Here is a 16,628-nt window from a genome sequence, read left to right as displayed (position 1 = left end):
CCCCGAAACAGGACATGGCCCTCACAAAGGGACACATCCTGTAGTGCGGCTCACGGTAGCGCGCCTTCTGAAACTTTGTCCAGCAAAGATGTTCAGAGTTGGCGTGCGGCCGCCACCAGGCCCTCTGCCGTGGGGACATCGGTGACGAGCTGGTTGAAGTAGCCGCCCTTGGCGCCCGCGACGATGGACAGCACCTTCTCGGCGCCCACCGCGACCGCGATGGTGGCCGGGATGCGGCGCAGCTCCTCCGGCTGGGTGGCGACCAGGCGCTCGCTGCCGGGGTACGTGACCGGCTCTCCGTCGCGGCCGTAGACGCGCATGCACACGTCGCCCACGGCCTGGCGCAGGCTGTCGGCGTCGCGCGGCATGAGCGCGGGCGTCATCTGCCGCATCAGCGGCGCCGAGCCGACGCCGACGATGGCGCACTTGGCGTGCGCCCACAGGTCCATGACCCGGCGTACGGACGGCTCGTGCTGGAGCGAGTAGAACAGCTCGGGGCCGGGCAGCGCGGGCGCGTAGAGGTAGGCGGGCACGCCGCCGACGCGTTCGGCCAGGATGCGGGTGGTCTCGTTGGTCTGGAACCAGGGCTGCGGCTCCTCCTGACCGCCCACCGCGGGGGCGATCGTGACCCCGGGATAGTGGCCGAGCCCCTCGCGGGCGCACTCGTAGACCGTGGTGCCCGACGAGACGAGTACGACGTCGCCGGACTCCAGCCCGACCGCCGCCAGCGCGCGGGTCACGGCGGGGGCCAGCCACGGGCCCAGAGCGGGGCCGCTGACCTTGGGGACCAGGTAGACGCGCTGCAGCCGGAGCGCCTCCGCCACCTCGGCGGCCAGCGGGCCGTCCTCGAGCGCGGCCGGCCGGTGCACCTTGATCTCGACGATGCCCTGCTTGCGGGCCTCGGTGAGCAGCCGGCTCACCGTCGCCCTGGACACGCCCAGCCGCTTGGCGATGTCGCCCTGAGTGGCCTCTTCCATGTAGTACTGCTGGGCCGCCGCGTACATCAGCTCCAGGGGGAACCTGGCCTGCGTCTCGGGTGCGACGTCGGCGGCATTCATGAGCGCACTCCTGAACATCTTTGCTGAACCGATGCGCAAACGACTATACGGGGATGCTGTCTTGAAGGAGAAGGCCAGCCCCCGCTTGTCCGTCCGGGAAGGTTCTCTAGGCGGGATGGAAACTCTCCGCTTACGATTGAATGCGTAAAGTAGTGTCCGGCCATCGGTGCGGGAGGGGCAATGTCCAAAGGGATGTTGATCGCGGCGGCCATCGGGCTCGTGGCCGCGGGCATGGCGCCGTCCGCTCCCGCGGCGGCCACGGTCCTCAAGTGCGACACCCTCGTGCACGCGCAGAGCGACGACCTCGGCATCGCCGCGTGCAGCAACCCCACGGACGAGACCTGGATGTTCCGGGCCGTGGTGGTCTGCAGCCGAGCGCTCGACGTCCTGGGCGAGTGGGAGACGCTGCCGCCCGGCGCGTACGGGCAGTCCCGGGGATCCTGCGGCAACACCCTCACCGGCGTCGCCGGCGTGGTGGGCGTGGAGGAGCGGCTCGCCTGAGAGGCTAGCCCGGCGGTAGCTCGCCGGAGCCGCGGGCGATGAGCCGTACCGGCAGCTCGATGTGCTCCGGCGGTCCTGCGTCACCGCGCAGGCGGCGGAACAGCAGCTCTGCCGCCACCCGACCCATCCACGCCGGGTCCTGCGCCACCACGGTCACCCGTGGATCCAGCAGGTCGGACAGCTCGAAGTCGTCGAACCCCACCAGCGCGACCCGTCGCCCGTCGAGCGCGCGCAGGGCTGTCACGGTGTAGCGGCCGTTGCCGGTGAACAGCGCGGACGGCGGGTCGTCCAGCGCGAACATGCGGGCCAGGTCAGCGCGCACCGTCTCCATCGAGGGCGGCCGCATCGACACCAGGCGCTCGTCGAACAGCTCCCCGAGCACCTCGCGGTAGCCCTTGAGCCGCTCGGCGGCGGTGAAGATCCCGGGGTCGTCCCCGAGGAAGGCGATCCTGCGGTGGCCGTGGCCCATGAGATGGCGGATCGCCTCTCTGGCTCCGCCCACGTTGTCGGCGAGCACCGTGTCCACGTCGATCCCCGCCCCCGGCGGCCGGTCCGCGAACACCATCGGTGTGCCGGCCTCCAGCTCGGGACGCAGGTACGTGTGGTCCTCACCGGCGGGCACCATGATCAGCCCGTCCACCCGGCGCGCGCAGAACGTCTCGACCAGCTCCCGCTCCCTGCCGGGCTCCTCGCCGGACGAGCCGCTCAGCAGCAGGCAGCCGTGCTCGATGACGACGTCCTCGACGGCCCGGCTCAGACCCGAGTAGAACGGGTCCGCCACGTCCTCGATGACCAGCCCGATCGTGGCGGTCCTACCCCTGCGCAGCACCCGCGCGCTCTCGTTGCGGCTGTAGCCCAGCCGGTCGATGGCCGCGCGCACCCGCTCGGCCGTGGCCGGGTGGACGCCGGGCTCGCCGTTCACGACGCGCGAGACTGTCTTGAGCGCCACGCCCGCGGCCGAGGCGACGTCCTTCATCGTCGGTCTCACGCCAGGATCATTTCTCACTCTGACCAGGTAGACAACGTTGTCAGAGGGTTATGCGAGAGTAGTCCCCTATGTCGCTGAGATCTGCCGTGCTGGTGGCCGGTTTCGTGCTGGCCGCGCTCAACCTGCGCCCCGCCATCGCGGGCGTCTCCCCGCTCCTCGACGAGATCATGAAAGATGTGGGCCTCTCGCCCGCCGGCGGCGGTGCGGTCACCACGGTCATGGTGGTCTGCCTGGGCGTGTTCGGGCCGGTCACGCCGCTGCTCGCGCGGCGCTTGGGGCTGGATCGCACGCTGCTGGCCGGTCTGCTCGTCATCGCGGCGGGCGTGGCCCTGCGCGGCCTCGACGGCGCGCCCGTGCTCTACCTCGGCTCCGCCCTCGCCGCCACCGCGATAGCCGTCATGAACGTCTCCATGCCCGCCGTCGTCAAGCAGCACTTCCCGACCCGGGTCAACCTCCTGACCGGCGTCTACGTCTCCTCGGTGGTGGCCGGCGCCACCCTCGCCTCCGGGCTGGTCATCCCCATCGAGCACGCCACCGGGTACGGCTGGCGCGGCGTCTCCGCGCTGCTCGCCGTGCCGGCGCTGCTGGCCGCGCTGCTCTGGCTCCCTCAGGCGCTGCGCAACCGGAGCGGGGCGCAGAACGGGCCCAGGCCTTTCGGCGCGGTGCTCAGGAGCCGCGTGACCTGGTACGTGACCGCGCTCATGGGCCTGCAGTCGCTGACCTTCTACGTCATGCTGGCCTGGTTGCCGACGATCTTCCTGGAGGCCGGACTGCCCGCCGACCAGGCGGGATACCTGCTCAGCCTGACGAACCTGGTCCAGGTGGCCACCTCGCTCGCGGTCCCCGTGCTGGCCGGCAGGCGGGAGTCGCAGGTGCCGTACGTGGTGGGCGCCGGGGTGCTGACCGTGCTGGGCTACCTGGGCATGCTGCTGGCCCCGACCGCCGCGCCGTGGGTATGGATGATTGTGCTGGGGATCGGCCAGGGGGCCTCGTTCGCGCTGGCGCTGCTGATCATCGCGTTGCGGCCCGCCGATCCGGCCGCCGTGACCGCGTTGTCGGCCGTGGCGCAGTCCGTGGGGTACGTGATCGCGGCCCTGGGGCCGTTGCTGTTCGGGTTCCTCAGGCAGGTCTCCGGCGGCTGGTCGGTGCCGCTGATGGCGGGGCTGGGGGTGCTCGTGGTCCAGATCGTGGCTGGGTGGTTCGCGGGACGGCCTGCTACCTTAGGTAAGGCTAACCTATAGGGAGGTTCCAGCGTGCTGACCGAGGTGCTCCAGCGTCTTGCCGACGGGCGGGGCGGGGTGATCGGGGTCGATCCGGGTCTGGTCATCGAGCCCGACGAGAGCTGGACGCCGGTCATCGAGCTGCTGCGGGAGCCGTACCGGCTGCTCATCGAGCTGATCGACGAGACGGCCGCGCGCTGGAACGCGCCACGCCATGTCGGCGCGGCGCTGTTCTGGAAGACCTACAGCTACTGGCACACGCTGCCCATGGCGCTCGGGTGGGCGCTGGACGGGCGGGTGCCGATCATGCGGCTGGCGGACACGTACTTCAAGGTGTCGGACGCGGGGGTGACGGTCGCGGCGACGCGCGTGAGCTGGGGCTCCGGGGCCGGCGTGGTCGGCGAGGCGCTCGCAGAGTCGCAGCGGCCGCTGGTCTCGTTGATCGGCTCCATCGCGAAGGTGGGGGAGCGCACGCTGTGGGGTTCCACGGCGGAGGCGTTCGCCCACCCGCTGACGTCGATCGTGCCCGGCGACTACATGCGGCTGCTGAAGGAGATCGGCGCACCGGTCGACGGGCTGATCGAACCCGCCGGTGACGGTTACTTCCGCAGGACCTGCTGTCTGTGGATCACACTGCCCGATGTCGAGCCCTGCGGAAGCTGCTGCGTGCTCAGGCCACCACGGCGTCATCCAGCGGCCTGAGCTCGTCGGCGTAGCTCACCGAGACGCGGCGCATGACGCCGGTGTCGTCGATCGAGTACTGGCCGAGCCGCCACAGCGGCGGCGAGTAGGCGTGGATGGAGACGCTGTTGTCGACCGCGCCGTTGAGCCGGTGGATGTGGTCGGGCCCGAACGAGAACGACTGGCCCTCCGACACCACGGTCTCCAGGTGCTCGCCGCCGATGCGGGGGTTGCACTCCAGCAGCGCGCCCTGCACCACGTGGACGGCTCCCGAGGAGATGTCGTGGTCGTGCCAGCCCGTGTCGTCCTCGGGGCGCCAGCACAGGAGCCACACGTCCACGTACGCGTCGCGGTAGAGCGAGGCGTAGTGCCTTCCGCCCTCTTCCGGGAACTCCACCTGGTCGCGCCACTCCTCGGGGTTGGCGGCCAGTTCGTTCACCAGCTCGCGCAGCTCGCGGCGGTCGAGTGTGCGCTCGGGAAGCCGGGCACAGGTGCCCCCGTCCTGGATCTGGTTCGTGCTCACGTACGAGTCTCCCTTCTGGAAAGTAGACGACGGGGGTTGACGACCCGGATGGCGTGGCCGGCGGCCGCGCCGAGCCCGGGCTCGGGTGCTTTGGCGTAGGGGGCGTCGGAGCCGTTGACCACGACGTCGATGCCCAGCTCGCGAACGATCGCGTCGATCGCGCGCGGGCCGTAGGAGGAGGTCTCCACGAAGAAGCCCGGATCGACCAGGCCGCGGGTGCCGCCGCCTCTGGCGATCAGGCGTTCCGAGTGCAGCGGGGCCAGCCCCGCGAGCGCCGCGAAGCAGACGCGCAGCCGCGGGTGCCTGGGCCGGACGACGGCGTGGAAGTAGTGCCACGCGGCGTGCAGCTGCTGCACGTACGGCACCACGGCCGGCCACCACGGCGGAGTGCCGGGGGCCGGCGCGGCGGGGCCAGGGTGGACGAAGAGCGGCAGGTCCCTGTGGGTCAGCACCTCGAGCAGCCGGTCGTCCGGGACGGCCGTCGCGGGGATCTGCAGCCCGGCGAAGCCGCGGTCGAGGTCCTTGGCCAGACGGGCGGGGTCGGGCTCGCTGAGGCACGTGGACGCCCAGGCCCCGAACGGCTCGCCCAGCGCGAGTGCGCCGTCGTGGTAGGCGTCTATCAGCGGCCACGACTCCTCGGGCGGCAGGGACTCGACGCCGAGTGGGCTCGACATCGACACCAGCGCCAGCTCCAGGCCGGTGGTGTCCCTGTGGTCCTCGGAGTCGATCTCGTACGGGGGCTCGCCGTCGAGGATCAACGTCCAGCCGTCGACGTAAGGCGGGGAAGTCCGGGCGCGCAGGGCATCGACGAACGGATGGGTCCACACATGCTGATGGACGTCGACGCTCACGGCTTCCTCCTCCCTCTATTTCCTACTCACATTACATGTTAACGCGCCGTACTGGGTTGTCGCTACCGTGAAGCGTTTCAGTGATACGTTTCAGTGAACCGCTTCACCTACGGACTTGTCAACGGCTCGGCGGCCACACATGTACTGCGGCCTCGGGCGCGCCGAGCGGGCGTGGATCGGCAATCCTGGCGCGGAAACTGCGGTTCTGTCGGTACTACCGAATAGGCTGACTGAATGCCTCGCAAGAGAGCCACGATCCGGGAGGTGGCCCAGGCCACGGGCCTGTCACCCGCGGCCGTCTCCTACGCGCTGCGCGGCCTCCAGGTGTCCGAGGAGACCATGGAGCGAGTGCGCGCCGCGGCAGCCGAGCTCGGCTACGAGGCCGACCCCATCGCCAGGGCCCTGGCCAGCGGGCGCACCGGCATGATCGGCCTGCTGTGCGGCTCGCTGGAGGACCTGTGGCAGCAGTCCTTGGCGGTCGGCATCAGCCGGGGTCTGCGGGAGAAAGACCGTTATTCCCTGATCCTCGACGCGGTCGGCGACCCCGCCCGCGAGCGTGCCTTCGCCCAGCGGCTCCGCGACCAGCGCGTTGACGGCCTGATCGTCCAGCCGATCGACCCGGCGGCGGCGTTCTGGGCCGAGCTGTGCGAGTCGCTGCCGGTGGTCGCGATCGGCGACTCGATCGCGGGCACGGCGGGGGAGGTCGTCTTCGACAACCGGCGTGGCGTGACGATGGCCCTGGAGCACCTGCGCGACCTCGGCCACCGCCACGTCGCGGTCCTCACCCCGACCAGGGCCAGCACGCCCGACCGGCCCGCCGACCTCCACGTCACGGCGGAGGCCGACCGGCTGGGCCTGGACATCGAGGTCACCACCGCCCCTCACGGACTCGCCGGCGCCACCTCGGCCGCCCGCGACCTCCTGACCGCCCGGGGGCCGAGCGCGGTGTTCTGCTTCGCCGACTCGATCGCTTACGGGGTTTACGCGGCTGCTCAGGAGCTGGGGCTGTCCGTTCCCGGTGACGTGTCGGTCATGGGCTATGACGACCACCCGATGTCGGGGCTGCTCACGCCTGGGCTCACTACTGTCGATTGGGACATCGACGGGATCGTTCGGGCGGCGGTGCGGCTCATTTCGGCGGCGACCGACGGCGGCACACGGCGACGCCGGGTCGTCCAGGCGCCCACGCTCAGGGAGCGGGGGTCGGTCGCGCGGGTGGTGTGACCGGGGCCCGCAGGATTCGACGCCGTCTCGAAGACGCACCCGCCACGCGCCTTGGGTTCGCCGTACGTGCTGCGTCGCCCCGCCGCGTGTGTGCGCCGGGCGCCGCTGCACGTCGTCTCGCCGCACCGGCGCTGAAAGGCGGGCGGAGGGGGCGTCATCCGGCACCGTTACCTCCAGCGCGCGTTGCGCCGGGGTCCCGCGAGACGTGCCGCCCGACAACCATCTCAGCTATGTCCCGCCCGGCACGGCGTTCGGCCGGGCACGCCGCCGCAGGACGTCCCCCTGGGCGCGCCCGCCGGACGCCCCACGGCGCCGTGCAAGCGTCGAAGCAGCCGGCGGCCCCCCGAAGACGGGGTCAGGTGGGTGGGTGGAGGGTCAGGGCGTGGCGGGAGGCGGCGAGGTCGGTGGTGAGGGGGCGGTCGGGGGTGGGGCCGTGGAGGGCGCTGGTGGCGGCCGTGTGCTCGCAGGCCAGGACGATCTCCAGGGGTTCCAGGCAGCGCAGTGCGTGGCGGGCGGCCTGGGTGGCGAAGCCCGCGTGGTCCTCCGTGCCCAGGGAGATCACCGCCGTGCCCGTCGTCACCGGGTTGGCGAGGTGGCGGAGGTCGGCCAGGGCGTCTTGTGCCACATATTCCAGGATCAGCAGCCCCGAGGCGCCCGGGCGGTCGGCGAGGAACGGGTGGCGGCCGGTGTAGGCAGGATCCATGAGGTTGGCCAGGCGGGCGGCGCTGAGCTGGGCCGTCTGTACGAGCGCGGTACGCAGCGCGTCGAGTGCCAGGGACACCGGGGCAGAGTGGAAGTTGCCGTTGTGCCAGGCCAGGGAGCCGGACATGAGCGGGTTCTCGGTGGCGGCGTTGAGGTCGGTCTCGATGGCGGCGGTCGCTCGGTCGAGGGCGTCCATGGCGGCGCCGTGCACCTGGGCGAAGGCGCGGTACCCGTACGGGTCCTGCACGCGGGTCCCGAGCTCCTGGCTGAGCAGGCCGCGCAGGCGTGCGGCCACGGCGGCCTGGCCGGGGTGGGGGCGGGCCTCCTGTACGGCTGCGGCCAGCGGTTCCGCCGAGGCGTGCACGGCGGTGAACGACATCGCGGCGACGTCGATGGCGGCTTCCAGGAGGTGGCGGAGCCGTTGGCAGGCGATGGCCGCGTCGGCGAGCGTGGCGGCACCCGAGCTGATGAACGGCAGCGCGTCCCCGGAGGCGAGCGGGAAGCGGGGCTGGTCGGGAGGGGATGGTGAGCGTTCGTGGTGCCAGGGGAGTTCGCCCAGCAGGCACAGGGCAGCGGTGGAGAGCGCCGTGAGGTCGCCGGTGCCGATGGCCCCGTACGTCTGGATCGGCGGGGTGAAGCCGCCGTTGATCGCGTCGGCCAGCACCGGGAGCACGCCCGGGTCGATGCCGGAGCCGCCCGCGAGGAGCTGGTTGAGGCGGACCACGAGCATGGCCCTGGCGCGGGCGGGCGGGATCAGGGGGCCGGCGCCACACACATGGCTGCGGAGCAGGTCGAGGCCGCGCTCTTCGACGAGTACGCCCCTGTTGGCGCCCACGCCGGTGCTCCGCCCGTACACAGGACCCTTGAACTCCTGAGCGGTGGCCCACGCGGCCCGGGCCCGATCCAGGGAAGCGATCGTGACCCGGGCCCCGCCGTACGCGGCCTCGTGAACCTGCGCGCAGGTCAGGCCGGCGCCGTCGAGCTCCACGTGGGGTTCAGTCGCCGTCGGGAAGGACCAGGCCCAGCAGCCAGCTCACGACGCTGACGATGATCGCGCCCCAGAACGCGGCCGGGTAGAAGTTGTCGACGTGGAAGGGGATGGAGAGCTGCCCGGCGATCCAGCCCGTGAGCAGCAGCATGGCCGCGTTGATCACGAGGAGGAACAGGCCTAGTGTCAGCACGACGATCGCGCACCCCAGTGCCTTGACGATGGGCTTGACGATCGCGTTCACGAGGCCGAAGATCAACGCCACGATCAGCAGCACGCCCCAGTATTTGGCCGAGCTGGCCGGGGCGCTGACCCCGATGCCGGGGACGAGCTGAATGGCCACCCATAGGGCCACCGCCGCCGCAATGGTTCTGATGATGAATCTCACGCTGGTTGATCCTCCCACTTGGGATCGGCAATTCGATAGTGGCGCAGTCTCTACGATTCCCAGCGATTACTCTGGGTAGTCGCCGGTTATGGTCGGCCCAACCCGGGCAGGGGGCGTCGAGGGGAGGGAGCGAGATGGACGCGAACGGGCTCGAGTCGTTGCCGGCCGACGAGTTGCACGATCGGGCGGTGCGTTACGCCGTACGCCACGGGGACCTGGGGTTTCTCTGGGACCTGCTGAAGGTGATCCCGGCCGCGGAGGCCGCCAGCGGTCATGATTCCGAGACCGCCAACGACCTCAGCAGGGTCTCCGCGTTGCTCAGCGATGCCATCGCCTCCGGCGAGGGGCGGCTGGGCGAGGCGCTGCGCCCGATCTACATAGAGTATTTGCGTAAGCATCCCGATGCCTGATCGTTAGCGAAGGCCAAGGACGCGAAACGATGCCGCTTTGCGCGCCACCCTGCGTAGCCACTCGAGTGCGACCGGCTCACGCGAGGGCCGGCGGGCCGCGGAGGGAGGGCGGCCCGCCGTGCGCAGGGGTGGTCAGCCGGCCATGCGGGCTTCCGCGCCGCTGTAGTCGGCGAAGCCGGGCGTGCTGATCTCCTGCCCGTCGCGCGCGATGATCATCGTCTGGTACGGCCCCGCCGCCGCCACCTCGGCCGCGAAGCGTCTGGCCAGGATGGGTCCCATGGCGTAGATGGCGGTGGCGTACGCGTCGGCCACGCCGAGGTCGGGGCCGATCACGGTGACCGAGCCGAGGCCCTCCTCGACCCTCCCCGTGCGCGGGTTGACCACGGGGGCGCCGCCCGAAGTGGCGATGCCCAGGTCGTGGGCGAAGACGACCTTGCGCATCACGTCCTTGCGCGGGTCGCGGATGCCGACCCGCCAGCGCTTGCCGGGTGCGGCCGAGCCGCGCACCCTGATGTCCTCGCCCGCGCTGATGCGGTGGTCGCCCGCGCCCGCATTGACCAGGGCGCGGGACAGCCGCTCGAGCGCCCAGCCCTTGATGTAGCCGGACGGGTCGATGACGCCGTTGATGCGGGCCTCGAAATAGCCGTCCGTGGCCTGGCTGAGCTCGTCGCAGCGGTGGAGGACCTCGATGAGCTCGGGGATCTGCCTGATCGTCTGGCCGCGGTTGAGCCGGCCGATCTGGCTGTCCTCCTTGACCGGGCTGAAGGTGTCATCCACCCACCTCAGCCAGGCGAACGCGTCATCCAGCAGGGGGGTCAGCTCGCGTGCCGGGAGAGCGGTGCGGATGTCCACACTGACCGGCATGCCCATGACCATCTCGACACGGGCGCTTCCGGGGAAAGTCGTCACCTTGCCTCCTTGTCCGCAGCCCACCGTTGCAGATGAGGCGTAATGTGGAGCTAAACCTTTTGCCGTGATTTGAAATGAATCTGTGATCTCGGCACAGCAAGGCGTGACAACGCCCCGCGTACGTACCTCTTGAACTGCCGCGGACCGGCCACCACCACATCGCGCTCGGCGATGTCGGGAATCTCGCGGCTCAGGCCCGAGGCGCTCAGGCGCTCCTTGGCCCGCGGGTCGTGCTCCGCCCCCTCGACGAGGATGAGGCCGTGGCGGGCCTCCAGGTCGCGCAGCTCGTCGGTGGCGCGCTCGATCCTGTAGACGGCCACGGTGTCGCTCGCGCCCTCCAGGCGAGCTCGAAGGGCGGCCGGGTCGAGGCCGGTGGCGATCAGCAGGGTAGGCCTGGGCGTGCCGGCGACGTGGTGGCTGCGGACCGCCATGACGGCCGCCATCGCGTACAGGATGAGCGAGCCCGCACGGCTCAGCCCGGTCACGTACGCTGTGGAGCTGAACTCGTGGGCCACCAGCAGCGCGCCGGCCAGGTAGCCGCCGAGCCGCAGCCGCTGCCTGGCCTCCTCGGTGCGCAGGTAGTCGGCGGCCTTGACGGTGACAAAGCCGAGCGCGACCAGCAGCGCCGCCGCGGCATAGGCGGTCGGCCGCCACGGGTAGCCGAAACCCGGTTGGATCGCACCGAACTCGGCCACCGCGACACCGCACCAGAAGAGGACGGGACCTGGGTTCGCTTTCGCCTCGCTAGCCATGGCTTCACGATGCTGAATGAACATTAAAGGTTTCTGAGTAGTGTCTGAAACATGGCTAACGTGCGTGTCGAACGAACTGAGGACGGCGGATTCCGGGCCACGAACGCCCGCGGCGCCGAGGTACGGATGGGTGGCGGCGACGAGGACGGCGTGTTCACCCCGGTGGAGTTGCTGCTGGCGGCGGTAGGCGGATGCAACATCGTGACCGTCGAGCCGCTCACCGCCAAACGTGGCCACCGCCTGGTGCGCCTGGCGATGACCGTGCAGGCGGAGAAGGTCGAGCCGAGCAAGCTCGGCCCCGTGACCGTCACATATGACGTGGAGCTGCCCTCGGAGGAGGCCGGCGAGGTGTTCAGGGCGGTGGCGGAGCGGGTGCACGAGAAGTACTGCACGGTGAGCAGATCGTTGCAGGAAGGTACAGAGGTTCGGCTGGAGGTTCCAGAGTCGGATTAAACAGATATTCGACCCCGTTATGACGCGACCGTTGCATTCGTCTCGGTAGCGTTGTAGCAGGTCAACAGACCAGTGAACCTTCACCGAAGCGGACGCGGAGGGGGACCGCGGTTCGCTAGTGCGGGACCGCCGGCGTTTTTGGGGGAAGATGCCGGCCTGGACCGCCGCCGATCGGGCCGGGCAGCTTTGGGGGAACTGCCCGGCCCGATCTATGCGTATCCTCCGTTTTCGTGAAAAAGGTTCTGATTGACTGTGATCCCGGTATCGACGACGCGCTCGCTCTGGCCCTGGCGGCCGGATCCCCTTCCCTCGACGTGGTGGGCATCACCACGGTGGGCGGCAACGTCGACCTCCCCCTGACCACGGCGAACGCGCTGGCGCTGCGAGAGTTCCTGGAGCTGGGCGACGTCCCGGTGACGCCGGGCAGCGCCGGCGCCCTGCTGCGCGAGACCGTGCGCGCCACCCGCGTGCACGGGACCACGGGCCTGGGCGGCGTGGTCCTGCCCGCGCCCCAGCTGGGCCCATCGGACGGGCATGCGGTCGACTTCATCGTGGACACCCTGAAGGCCGCCCCGGGCGAGATCACGCTGGTGGCCGTGGGGCCGCTGACGAACATCGCCCTCGCCGTACGCCGCGAGCCCCGCGTCGTGGAGTGGGCCCGCGAGCTGGTCATCATGGGCGGCTCGTTCACGCGCGGCAACCACAATCCGGCCGCCGAGTTCAACATGCTCGCCGACCCCGAGGCGGCCGCCATTGTCTTCGGCGCCGGGTGGACGGTGAAGATGCTGGGCCTGGACGTGACGCTGACCGCCGTGGTGACTTCCGACGTACTCGACCGGATGCGTCCCCTCGGAAAGCTGGCCGAACTGCTGGTGCCCGCCGCGCAGTTCTACGGGGTGGTGACGGCCGACGGCGGCCCGGCCATCCACGACGCGTGCGCGGTGGCGTACGTGCTGGACCCCTCCCTGTTCACCTGCGTGCCCGCTGTGGTGAACGTCGAGACGGCCGGGCGATACACGCGGGGGATGACCGTGACGGACTTCAAGGTGAGCTCCCAGGACTCGAACGCTCTGGTGGCTACCTCGATGGACGTGAAGGGGTTCTGGGACCTGGTTCTGGGGGCGTACGAGGGGTTGGCGGGGCGGCTCGGATGATGTGCGGGCAGTGCTCAGCGGCTGATACAGTTACATCTGTTGCGCCGCTAGCTCAGTTGGTCAGAGCAGCTGACTCTTAATCAGCGGGTCCGGGGTTCGAGTCCCTGGCGGCGCACCCCGGCAAAGCCCAGGTCATGCAATGGTGACCTGGGCTTTTGCGTGTCCGCTCCACCCCAGGACGGCGATATTCGATAGATCCGCTTTCCTGGCCACTTGTACAGTGAGGCCGCCGCAGGCTTATGGGGGAGGGGATCATGCGCGTGCACTATCCACGCACCCCTCACCTGCCCTGGTCGCCGGGGGTGGCCCTGCACGGCCGGCGCCTCGGGCGCGGTGTAGGCGGCGATGCTCGGATCACGGGCATCGGTGACGTAGACGGGACCCTTACGCCATTGCCCGCCCGGTTTGCGCATGGTGTGGCGGTGGCCCTGGAGCATCCAGTGGAGCGCGTTGAGGAAGCCTGCGCTGTAGCGGAAGTCTTCGACGTCGTGAAGAGTCTGGATGTAGGTCATCATCCGTTGGTAGGCGAGGGTCTCTTCGCGGTTCTCCTCCGAGACATCCACGTCCCGCTCGCCCTCCATCAGGTCTTCTACGTCGATCGTCGAAACCTTGAAGCCTTCGATGGAGTTGGAGGCGGCGACCGCGTCGGCGGTCAGGAACTTCCGAAGCCCTGCAGTCCGCTTGGCGGGTGTGGCGCCAACCTGATGACGCAACGCGTGTCGCGCTGCCTCGATCTCCTCGAGAACCCGGCTGTCCTCCGCAGTTAGGGACGGCGTGGCATACAACGAACTATCACCTTGCAATTCAGGTGCTCGGGCGCAGCAGGCCGGTCTCGTAGGCGGTGGCGACGGCGGCGGCTCGGTCGTTCACCTCGAGCTTGGCGAAGATGTGCAGCAGGTGCGTCTTCACGGTGGCCTCGGTGATGAACAGCTTCTTGGCGACCTCGCGATTGGTGGCGCCCCGGGAAATGAGCGAGAGGACCTCGAGCTCGCGAGGGCTGAGCGACTGCTGCTGCGGCGCGCGTATCTTCTGGGTCAGCACGCCCGCCACGGAGGGGGACAGCACGGTCTCGCCGCGGGCCGCGGCCTGGACGGCGCGGCGCAGCTCGGCGCGCGGAGTGTCCTTGAGCAGGTAGCCGGTCGCGCCCTCCTCGATGGCGGGCAGCACGTCGACGTCGTTGTCGTACGTGGTCAGGACCAGCACGCGGACGCCGGGGGACTGCTCGCGGAGGCGGCGGATGAGCTCGGCGCCGTTCATCCTGGGCATGCGCAGGTCGGTGAGCACGACGTCGGGGTTGGTGCGGTCGACCACGGCGAGTGCCTCGAGGCCGTCGCCCGCCTCTCCGACCACCTCGAACGCGTCGTCGGTGAAGATCCCGCGCAGCCCGTCGCGTACGACTGGGTGATCGTCCACGATGATCAGGCGAATCGGCATGGCTCACTCCGCCGGGATGGCGGGGACGGTGGCGGAGATGCCGGTGCCCTCGCCGGGGGCCGACTCGATCTGGAAGTCGCCGGCCAGCCTGGTCACGCGCTGGCGCATCGAGATGAGGCCGAAGCCGCTCGCCTCCCCGGACGGGGTGAAACCGGCCCCGTCGTCACGTACATCCAGCACCACGACATCTTCCATGTACGACAGGGTGAGGGCAACCCGTCCGGCCGAGGCGTGCTTGGCGACGTTGGCCAGCGCCTCCTGCGCCACCCGCAGCAGGGTGGCCTCCACCTCCGGGTGCAGCGGCCGGGCGTCGCCGGTGACCGACAGCGGGGCCGGCACGCCGGTGGCCCGCGTCCACTTGTCGGCGACGTCCTGGACGGCGGCGGGCAGCTGCGACCCGGCCAGCGGCGCCGGGCGCAAGGCCTGTACCGAACGACGGGCCTCCTTCAGGCTGTCCCTGGCCAGGGTGCGTACCGTGTCGAGGCGGGCCCGGGCGGCGGCCACGTCGTCGAGCTCCTCTTCCGCGGCCTCGATCTGGGTCACGATGGCGGTCAGCCCCTGGGCGATCGTGTCGTGGATCTCCCTGGCCATGCGCTGCCGCTCATCCAGCACCCCGGCCGCACGGGACTGGGTCAGCAGCTGGGCCTGCAAGTTCGCGTTCTCCTCCGCGAGCGCGGCCAGCTTGGCGCCGGTCTCCTGGAGCTGCGCGATCATCATTCTGCGGCTCTCGTTCTGGTTGGAGATGGTCTGTACGACGAAGCCGATGGCGGAGGCGACCAGCACGGCCACCAGGAACGAGTAGAGCAGCTGGCCGGGAGACCGCCCGGGCTCGGACCGCATGGAGACCAGCACGCCGGCGGTCGCCATCACCCCGGCGTACGCCCACCACCGGGGCAGCACCGCGAAGGACTGGATGAAGGCCGCCGGCCCGGCCACCGTGAACAGCGAGTCGATGCTGACCAGCGCCCCGATGGCGGCGAGCAGGACCACGAAGTAGACGACCGCCACTGCAGGCTTCCTGACCCACCCGGTGGCGACCATGCCCCAGTGCCAGCCCACGGCGAACAGGGTCAGCGCGAGCGTGTCGAGCCGCCAGTGCTGCAGCAGCGAGGCGCCGGCCGGGAGCAGGATGAACAGGTACGGGAGCACGGGCCAGACCCGGTCCCAGCGACTGGGACCGGGTCCGTTGCTCACCAACGGAACGCCTTCACGGCGACGCCGCCGGCGACGAGGCAGATCGCGATCATGACGATCAGCGACATGGGCGACAACGCGTGACCCTCCCAGCCGTCGCGGATCGCCTGGACGGCGGGGGCCATGGGGGTCAGGTCGCCGATGGCCCGCATCCCGCCGCCCATGGTCTCGCGGGGGATCACGGCGCCGGAGGTGAAGACCATCGGGAAGAACAGGCTCAGCCCGATCACGGTCGCGGTGCGGCCGGAGGGGACGACGGCCCCGAGCAGCAGCCCGATGCCGCTGAGGCTCAGCGCGGCCAGGATCCAGGCCACGACCACCGCGCTCACGTCGGCGGGTGCCGTCAGGCCGTAGGCGACGATGCCGATGACGATCAGCAGCGCAGTGCCGAGCACGGCCAGCAGCATGTGAGCGGCCAACTGGGCGCCGAACAACATGCCGGGCGAGGCGGGAGTGGCGCGCATCCGCTTGAGCACCCGGCGCTCGCGGTATTGCGCCAGGGTGGCCGGCAGGATGACCAGCGCGGCCAGGCCGATGACGAAGACACTCAGCATCGGCACCGTGGCGTCCACCGCCGGCAGCCCGCCGGGCAGGGGCTTGCCGCTGCGTAACTTGACCCAGAGCATGATCGCCGGGAAGGCCAGCGCGAAGAACGCCGACATCGGATCCCGCATGATGAGCTTGAGCTCGACCCCGATGACCTGTGTGATGCCTCTCATGCCGCCTGCCCTCCAGTCAGCGCGAAGTACGCGTTCTCCAGCGAATCGGTGCGGCCTTGGGCGATCAGCTCGCCCGGGGTGCCCTGGGTGATGACCCGGCCGTGATCGATGATCGCCATACGGTCGCACAGCGTCTGGGCCTCGTCCATGAAGTGGGTGACCAGCACGACGGTCACCCCGCGATCGCGGATGTCGCGGATCAGGCCCCACGTGGTGCGGCGGGCGGAGGGGTCGAGGCCGGTGGTGAGCTCGTCGAGGAAGACGACCTCGGGATCTCCGACCAGGGCCAGCGCGATGAACAGGCGCTGCTTCCAGCCGCCCGACAGGCTCGAGAAGCTGGAGCGCCGCCGGTCCGCCAGCCCCCACTCCTCCATGAGCGCCCGCCAGTCGGCGGGCTTGTCGTAGAAGGACGCGTACAGCTTCAGCGCCTCGCCGACCTTGATCGCGTCCGGCAGCGCCGCCTCCTGCAGCTGGACGCC

The 16,628-nt window shown here is 70.3% G+C and carries 20 protein-coding genes and 1 tRNA gene; 8 read left to right on the top strand and 13 right to left on the bottom strand.

The annotated features are described in order from the left end of the window. Positions 1–92: 92 nt before the first annotated feature. A complete protein-coding gene (locus AB0J09_RS08400; RefSeq protein WP_360687176.1) occupies positions 93–1,058 on the bottom strand; it encodes a sugar-binding domain-containing protein in 966 nt (321 codons plus the stop codon). A 180-nt stretch (positions 1,059–1,238) separates the two neighbouring features. On the opposite strand from AB0J09_RS08400, the gene AB0J09_RS08395 reads away from it, so the two are divergent. Continuing rightward, on the top strand, positions 1,239–1,559 hold the full coding sequence (locus AB0J09_RS08395) for a hypothetical protein (protein ID WP_360687173.1): 321 nt from the start codon (positions 1,239–1,241) through the stop codon (positions 1,557–1,559). 4 nt (positions 1,560–1,563) lie between these two features. Here AB0J09_RS08395 and AB0J09_RS08390 read toward each other — a convergent pair whose 3' ends face one another. Then, entirely contained in the window at positions 1,564–2,535 is a 972-nt protein-coding gene (locus AB0J09_RS08390; RefSeq protein WP_360687265.1) for a LacI family DNA-binding transcriptional regulator, read from the bottom strand. An 80-nt stretch (positions 2,536–2,615) separates the two neighbouring features. Between AB0J09_RS08390 and AB0J09_RS08385 the strand changes: the two genes are divergently transcribed. Both AB0J09_RS08385 and AB0J09_RS08380 read left to right on the top strand, forming a co-directional pair. Continuing rightward, complete coding sequence (locus tag AB0J09_RS08385; protein ID WP_360687170.1) at positions 2,616–3,788, top strand: MFS transporter; 1,173 nt, start codon at positions 2,616–2,618, stop codon at positions 3,786–3,788. Positions 3,789–3,800: 12 nt separating this feature from the next. Next, positions 3,801–4,469 carry a (2Fe-2S)-binding protein gene (locus AB0J09_RS08380; RefSeq protein ID WP_360687167.1) on the top strand — a complete coding sequence of 223 codons (669 nt, stop codon included), beginning with the start codon at positions 3,801–3,803 and terminating at the stop codon, positions 4,467–4,469. Here the strand turns inward: AB0J09_RS08380 and AB0J09_RS08375 are convergent. Further along, the gene (locus tag AB0J09_RS08375; RefSeq protein WP_360687165.1) at positions 4,438–4,971 is read right to left on the bottom strand and encodes a cysteine dioxygenase family protein; all 534 of its coding nucleotides are present in this window, start codon (positions 4,969–4,971) and stop codon (positions 4,438–4,440) included. The two genes, AB0J09_RS08380 and AB0J09_RS08375, sit on opposite strands and share 32 nt — an antisense overlap. After that, complete coding sequence (locus tag AB0J09_RS08370; protein WP_360687162.1) at positions 4,968–5,822, bottom strand: amidohydrolase; 855 nt, start codon at positions 5,820–5,822, stop codon at positions 4,968–4,970. The genes AB0J09_RS08375 and AB0J09_RS08370 overlap by 4 nt, the downstream gene beginning before the upstream one ends. A gap of 234 nt (positions 5,823–6,056) precedes the next feature. Here AB0J09_RS08370 and AB0J09_RS08365 point away from each other — a divergent pair, with 234 nt between their 5' ends. Continuing rightward, entirely contained in the window at positions 6,057–7,046 is a 990-nt protein-coding gene (locus AB0J09_RS08365) for a LacI family DNA-binding transcriptional regulator (RefSeq protein ID WP_360687159.1), read from the top strand. A gap of 355 nt (positions 7,047–7,401) precedes the next feature. On the opposite strand, the gene AB0J09_RS08360 is transcribed toward AB0J09_RS08365, so the two are convergent. Continuing rightward, on the bottom strand, positions 7,402–8,736 hold the full coding sequence (locus AB0J09_RS08360) for an aromatic amino acid lyase (RefSeq protein WP_360687156.1): 1,335 nt from the start codon (positions 8,734–8,736) through the stop codon (positions 7,402–7,404). Between the two features lie 7 nt (positions 8,737–8,743). Next, positions 8,744–9,124, bottom strand: a complete 381-nt coding sequence (locus AB0J09_RS08355) for a phage holin family protein (RefSeq protein ID WP_360687153.1) — start codon at positions 9,122–9,124, stop codon at positions 8,744–8,746. A gap of 134 nt (positions 9,125–9,258) precedes the next feature. On the opposite strand from AB0J09_RS08355, the gene AB0J09_RS08350 reads away from it, so the two are divergent. Next, entirely contained in the window at positions 9,259–9,534 is a 276-nt protein-coding gene (locus AB0J09_RS08350; protein WP_360687150.1) for a hypothetical protein, read from the top strand. A gap of 132 nt (positions 9,535–9,666) precedes the next feature. Here AB0J09_RS08350 and AB0J09_RS08345 read toward each other — a convergent pair whose 3' ends face one another. Both AB0J09_RS08345 and AB0J09_RS08340 read right to left on the bottom strand, forming a co-directional pair. Then, positions 9,667–10,443, bottom strand: a complete 777-nt coding sequence (locus tag AB0J09_RS08345) for an FAD:protein FMN transferase (protein WP_360687147.1) — start codon at positions 10,441–10,443, stop codon at positions 9,667–9,669. 50 nt (positions 10,444–10,493) lie between these two features. Next, the gene (locus tag AB0J09_RS08340) at positions 10,494–11,195 is read right to left on the bottom strand and encodes a hypothetical protein (RefSeq protein ID WP_360687144.1); all 702 of its coding nucleotides are present in this window, start codon (positions 11,193–11,195) and stop codon (positions 10,494–10,496) included. A gap of 51 nt (positions 11,196–11,246) precedes the next feature. On the opposite strand from AB0J09_RS08340, the gene AB0J09_RS08335 reads away from it, so the two are divergent. From AB0J09_RS08335 to AB0J09_RS08325, 3 genes are all read left to right on the top strand, one after another. Next, positions 11,247–11,648: an OsmC family protein gene (locus tag AB0J09_RS08335; protein WP_360687141.1), complete on the top strand. Its 402-nt coding sequence runs from the start codon at positions 11,247–11,249 to the stop codon at positions 11,646–11,648. A 230-nt stretch (positions 11,649–11,878) separates the two neighbouring features. Further along, entirely contained in the window at positions 11,879–12,802 is a 924-nt protein-coding gene (locus tag AB0J09_RS08330) for a nucleoside hydrolase (RefSeq protein ID WP_360687138.1), read from the top strand. A 41-nt stretch (positions 12,803–12,843) separates the two neighbouring features. After that, positions 12,844–12,917 (top strand) — tRNA-Lys (locus tag AB0J09_RS08325). On the opposite strand, the gene AB0J09_RS08320 is transcribed toward AB0J09_RS08325, so the two are convergent. The 5 genes from AB0J09_RS08320 to AB0J09_RS08300 all read right to left on the bottom strand — a co-directional run. After that, positions 12,883–13,587, bottom strand: coding sequence for a hypothetical protein (locus AB0J09_RS08320; protein ID WP_360687135.1), 705 nt, complete (start codon positions 13,585–13,587; stop codon positions 12,883–12,885). The two genes, AB0J09_RS08325 and AB0J09_RS08320, sit on opposite strands and share 35 nt — an antisense overlap. A 19-nt stretch (positions 13,588–13,606) precedes the next feature. After that, positions 13,607–14,236 (bottom strand): response regulator transcription factor, encoded by a 630-nt coding sequence (locus AB0J09_RS08315; protein ID WP_360687132.1) that lies wholly within the window; start codon positions 14,234–14,236, stop codon positions 13,607–13,609. A gap of 3 nt (positions 14,237–14,239) precedes the next feature. Then, complete coding sequence (locus AB0J09_RS08310) at positions 14,240–15,430, bottom strand: sensor histidine kinase (protein ID WP_360687129.1); 1,191 nt, start codon at positions 15,428–15,430, stop codon at positions 14,240–14,242. Then, positions 15,427–16,149: an ABC transporter permease gene (locus AB0J09_RS08305; RefSeq protein ID WP_360687126.1), complete on the bottom strand. Its 723-nt coding sequence runs from the start codon at positions 16,147–16,149 to the stop codon at positions 15,427–15,429. The genes AB0J09_RS08310 and AB0J09_RS08305 overlap by 4 nt, the downstream gene beginning before the upstream one ends. Then, the coding region (locus AB0J09_RS08300; RefSeq protein WP_360687123.1) for an ABC transporter ATP-binding protein at positions 16,146–16,628 on the bottom strand (483 nt) is incomplete at its 5' end. The genes AB0J09_RS08300 and AB0J09_RS08305, both read right to left, overlap by 4 nt.

The organism is Nonomuraea sp. NPDC049784 (assembly GCF_040659615.1).
GTDB lineage: Bacteria > Actinomycetota > Actinomycetes > Streptosporangiales > Streptosporangiaceae > Nonomuraea.
The sequence above is the reverse complement of the archived record's forward strand: the minus strand, read 5'-3'. Positions and strand labels throughout refer to the sequence as shown.

Bases quoted from the DNA above. Each gene is read 5' to 3' on its own strand.
- AB0J09_RS08400 (WP_360687176.1), bottom strand. From the start codon at position 1,058: ATGAATGCCGCCGACGTCGCACCCGAGACGCAGGCCAGGTTCCCCCTG.
- AB0J09_RS08395 (WP_360687173.1), top strand. From the start codon at position 1,239: ATGTCCAAAGGGATGTTGATCGCGGCGGCCATCGGGCTCGTGGCCGCG.
- AB0J09_RS08390 (WP_360687265.1), bottom strand. From the start codon at position 2,535: ATGAAGGACGTCGCCTCGGCCGCGGGCGTGGCGCTCAAGACAGTCTCG.
- AB0J09_RS08385 (WP_360687170.1), top strand. From the start codon at position 2,616: ATGTCGCTGAGATCTGCCGTGCTGGTGGCCGGTTTCGTGCTGGCCGCG.
- AB0J09_RS08365 (WP_360687159.1), top strand. From the start codon at position 6,057: ATGCCTCGCAAGAGAGCCACGATCCGGGAGGTGGCCCAGGCCACGGGC.
- AB0J09_RS08350 (WP_360687150.1), top strand. From the start codon at position 9,259: ATGGACGCGAACGGGCTCGAGTCGTTGCCGGCCGACGAGTTGCACGAT.
- AB0J09_RS08340 (WP_360687144.1), bottom strand. From the start codon at position 11,195: ATGGCTAGCGAGGCGAAAGCGAACCCAGGTCCCGTCCTCTTCTGGTGC.
- AB0J09_RS08335 (WP_360687141.1), top strand. From the start codon at position 11,247: ATGGCTAACGTGCGTGTCGAACGAACTGAGGACGGCGGATTCCGGGCC.
- AB0J09_RS08315 (WP_360687132.1), bottom strand. From the start codon at position 14,236: ATGCCGATTCGCCTGATCATCGTGGACGATCACCCAGTCGTACGCGAC.
- AB0J09_RS08305 (WP_360687126.1), bottom strand. From the start codon at position 16,149: ATGAGAGGCATCACACAGGTCATCGGGGTCGAGCTCAAGCTCATCATG.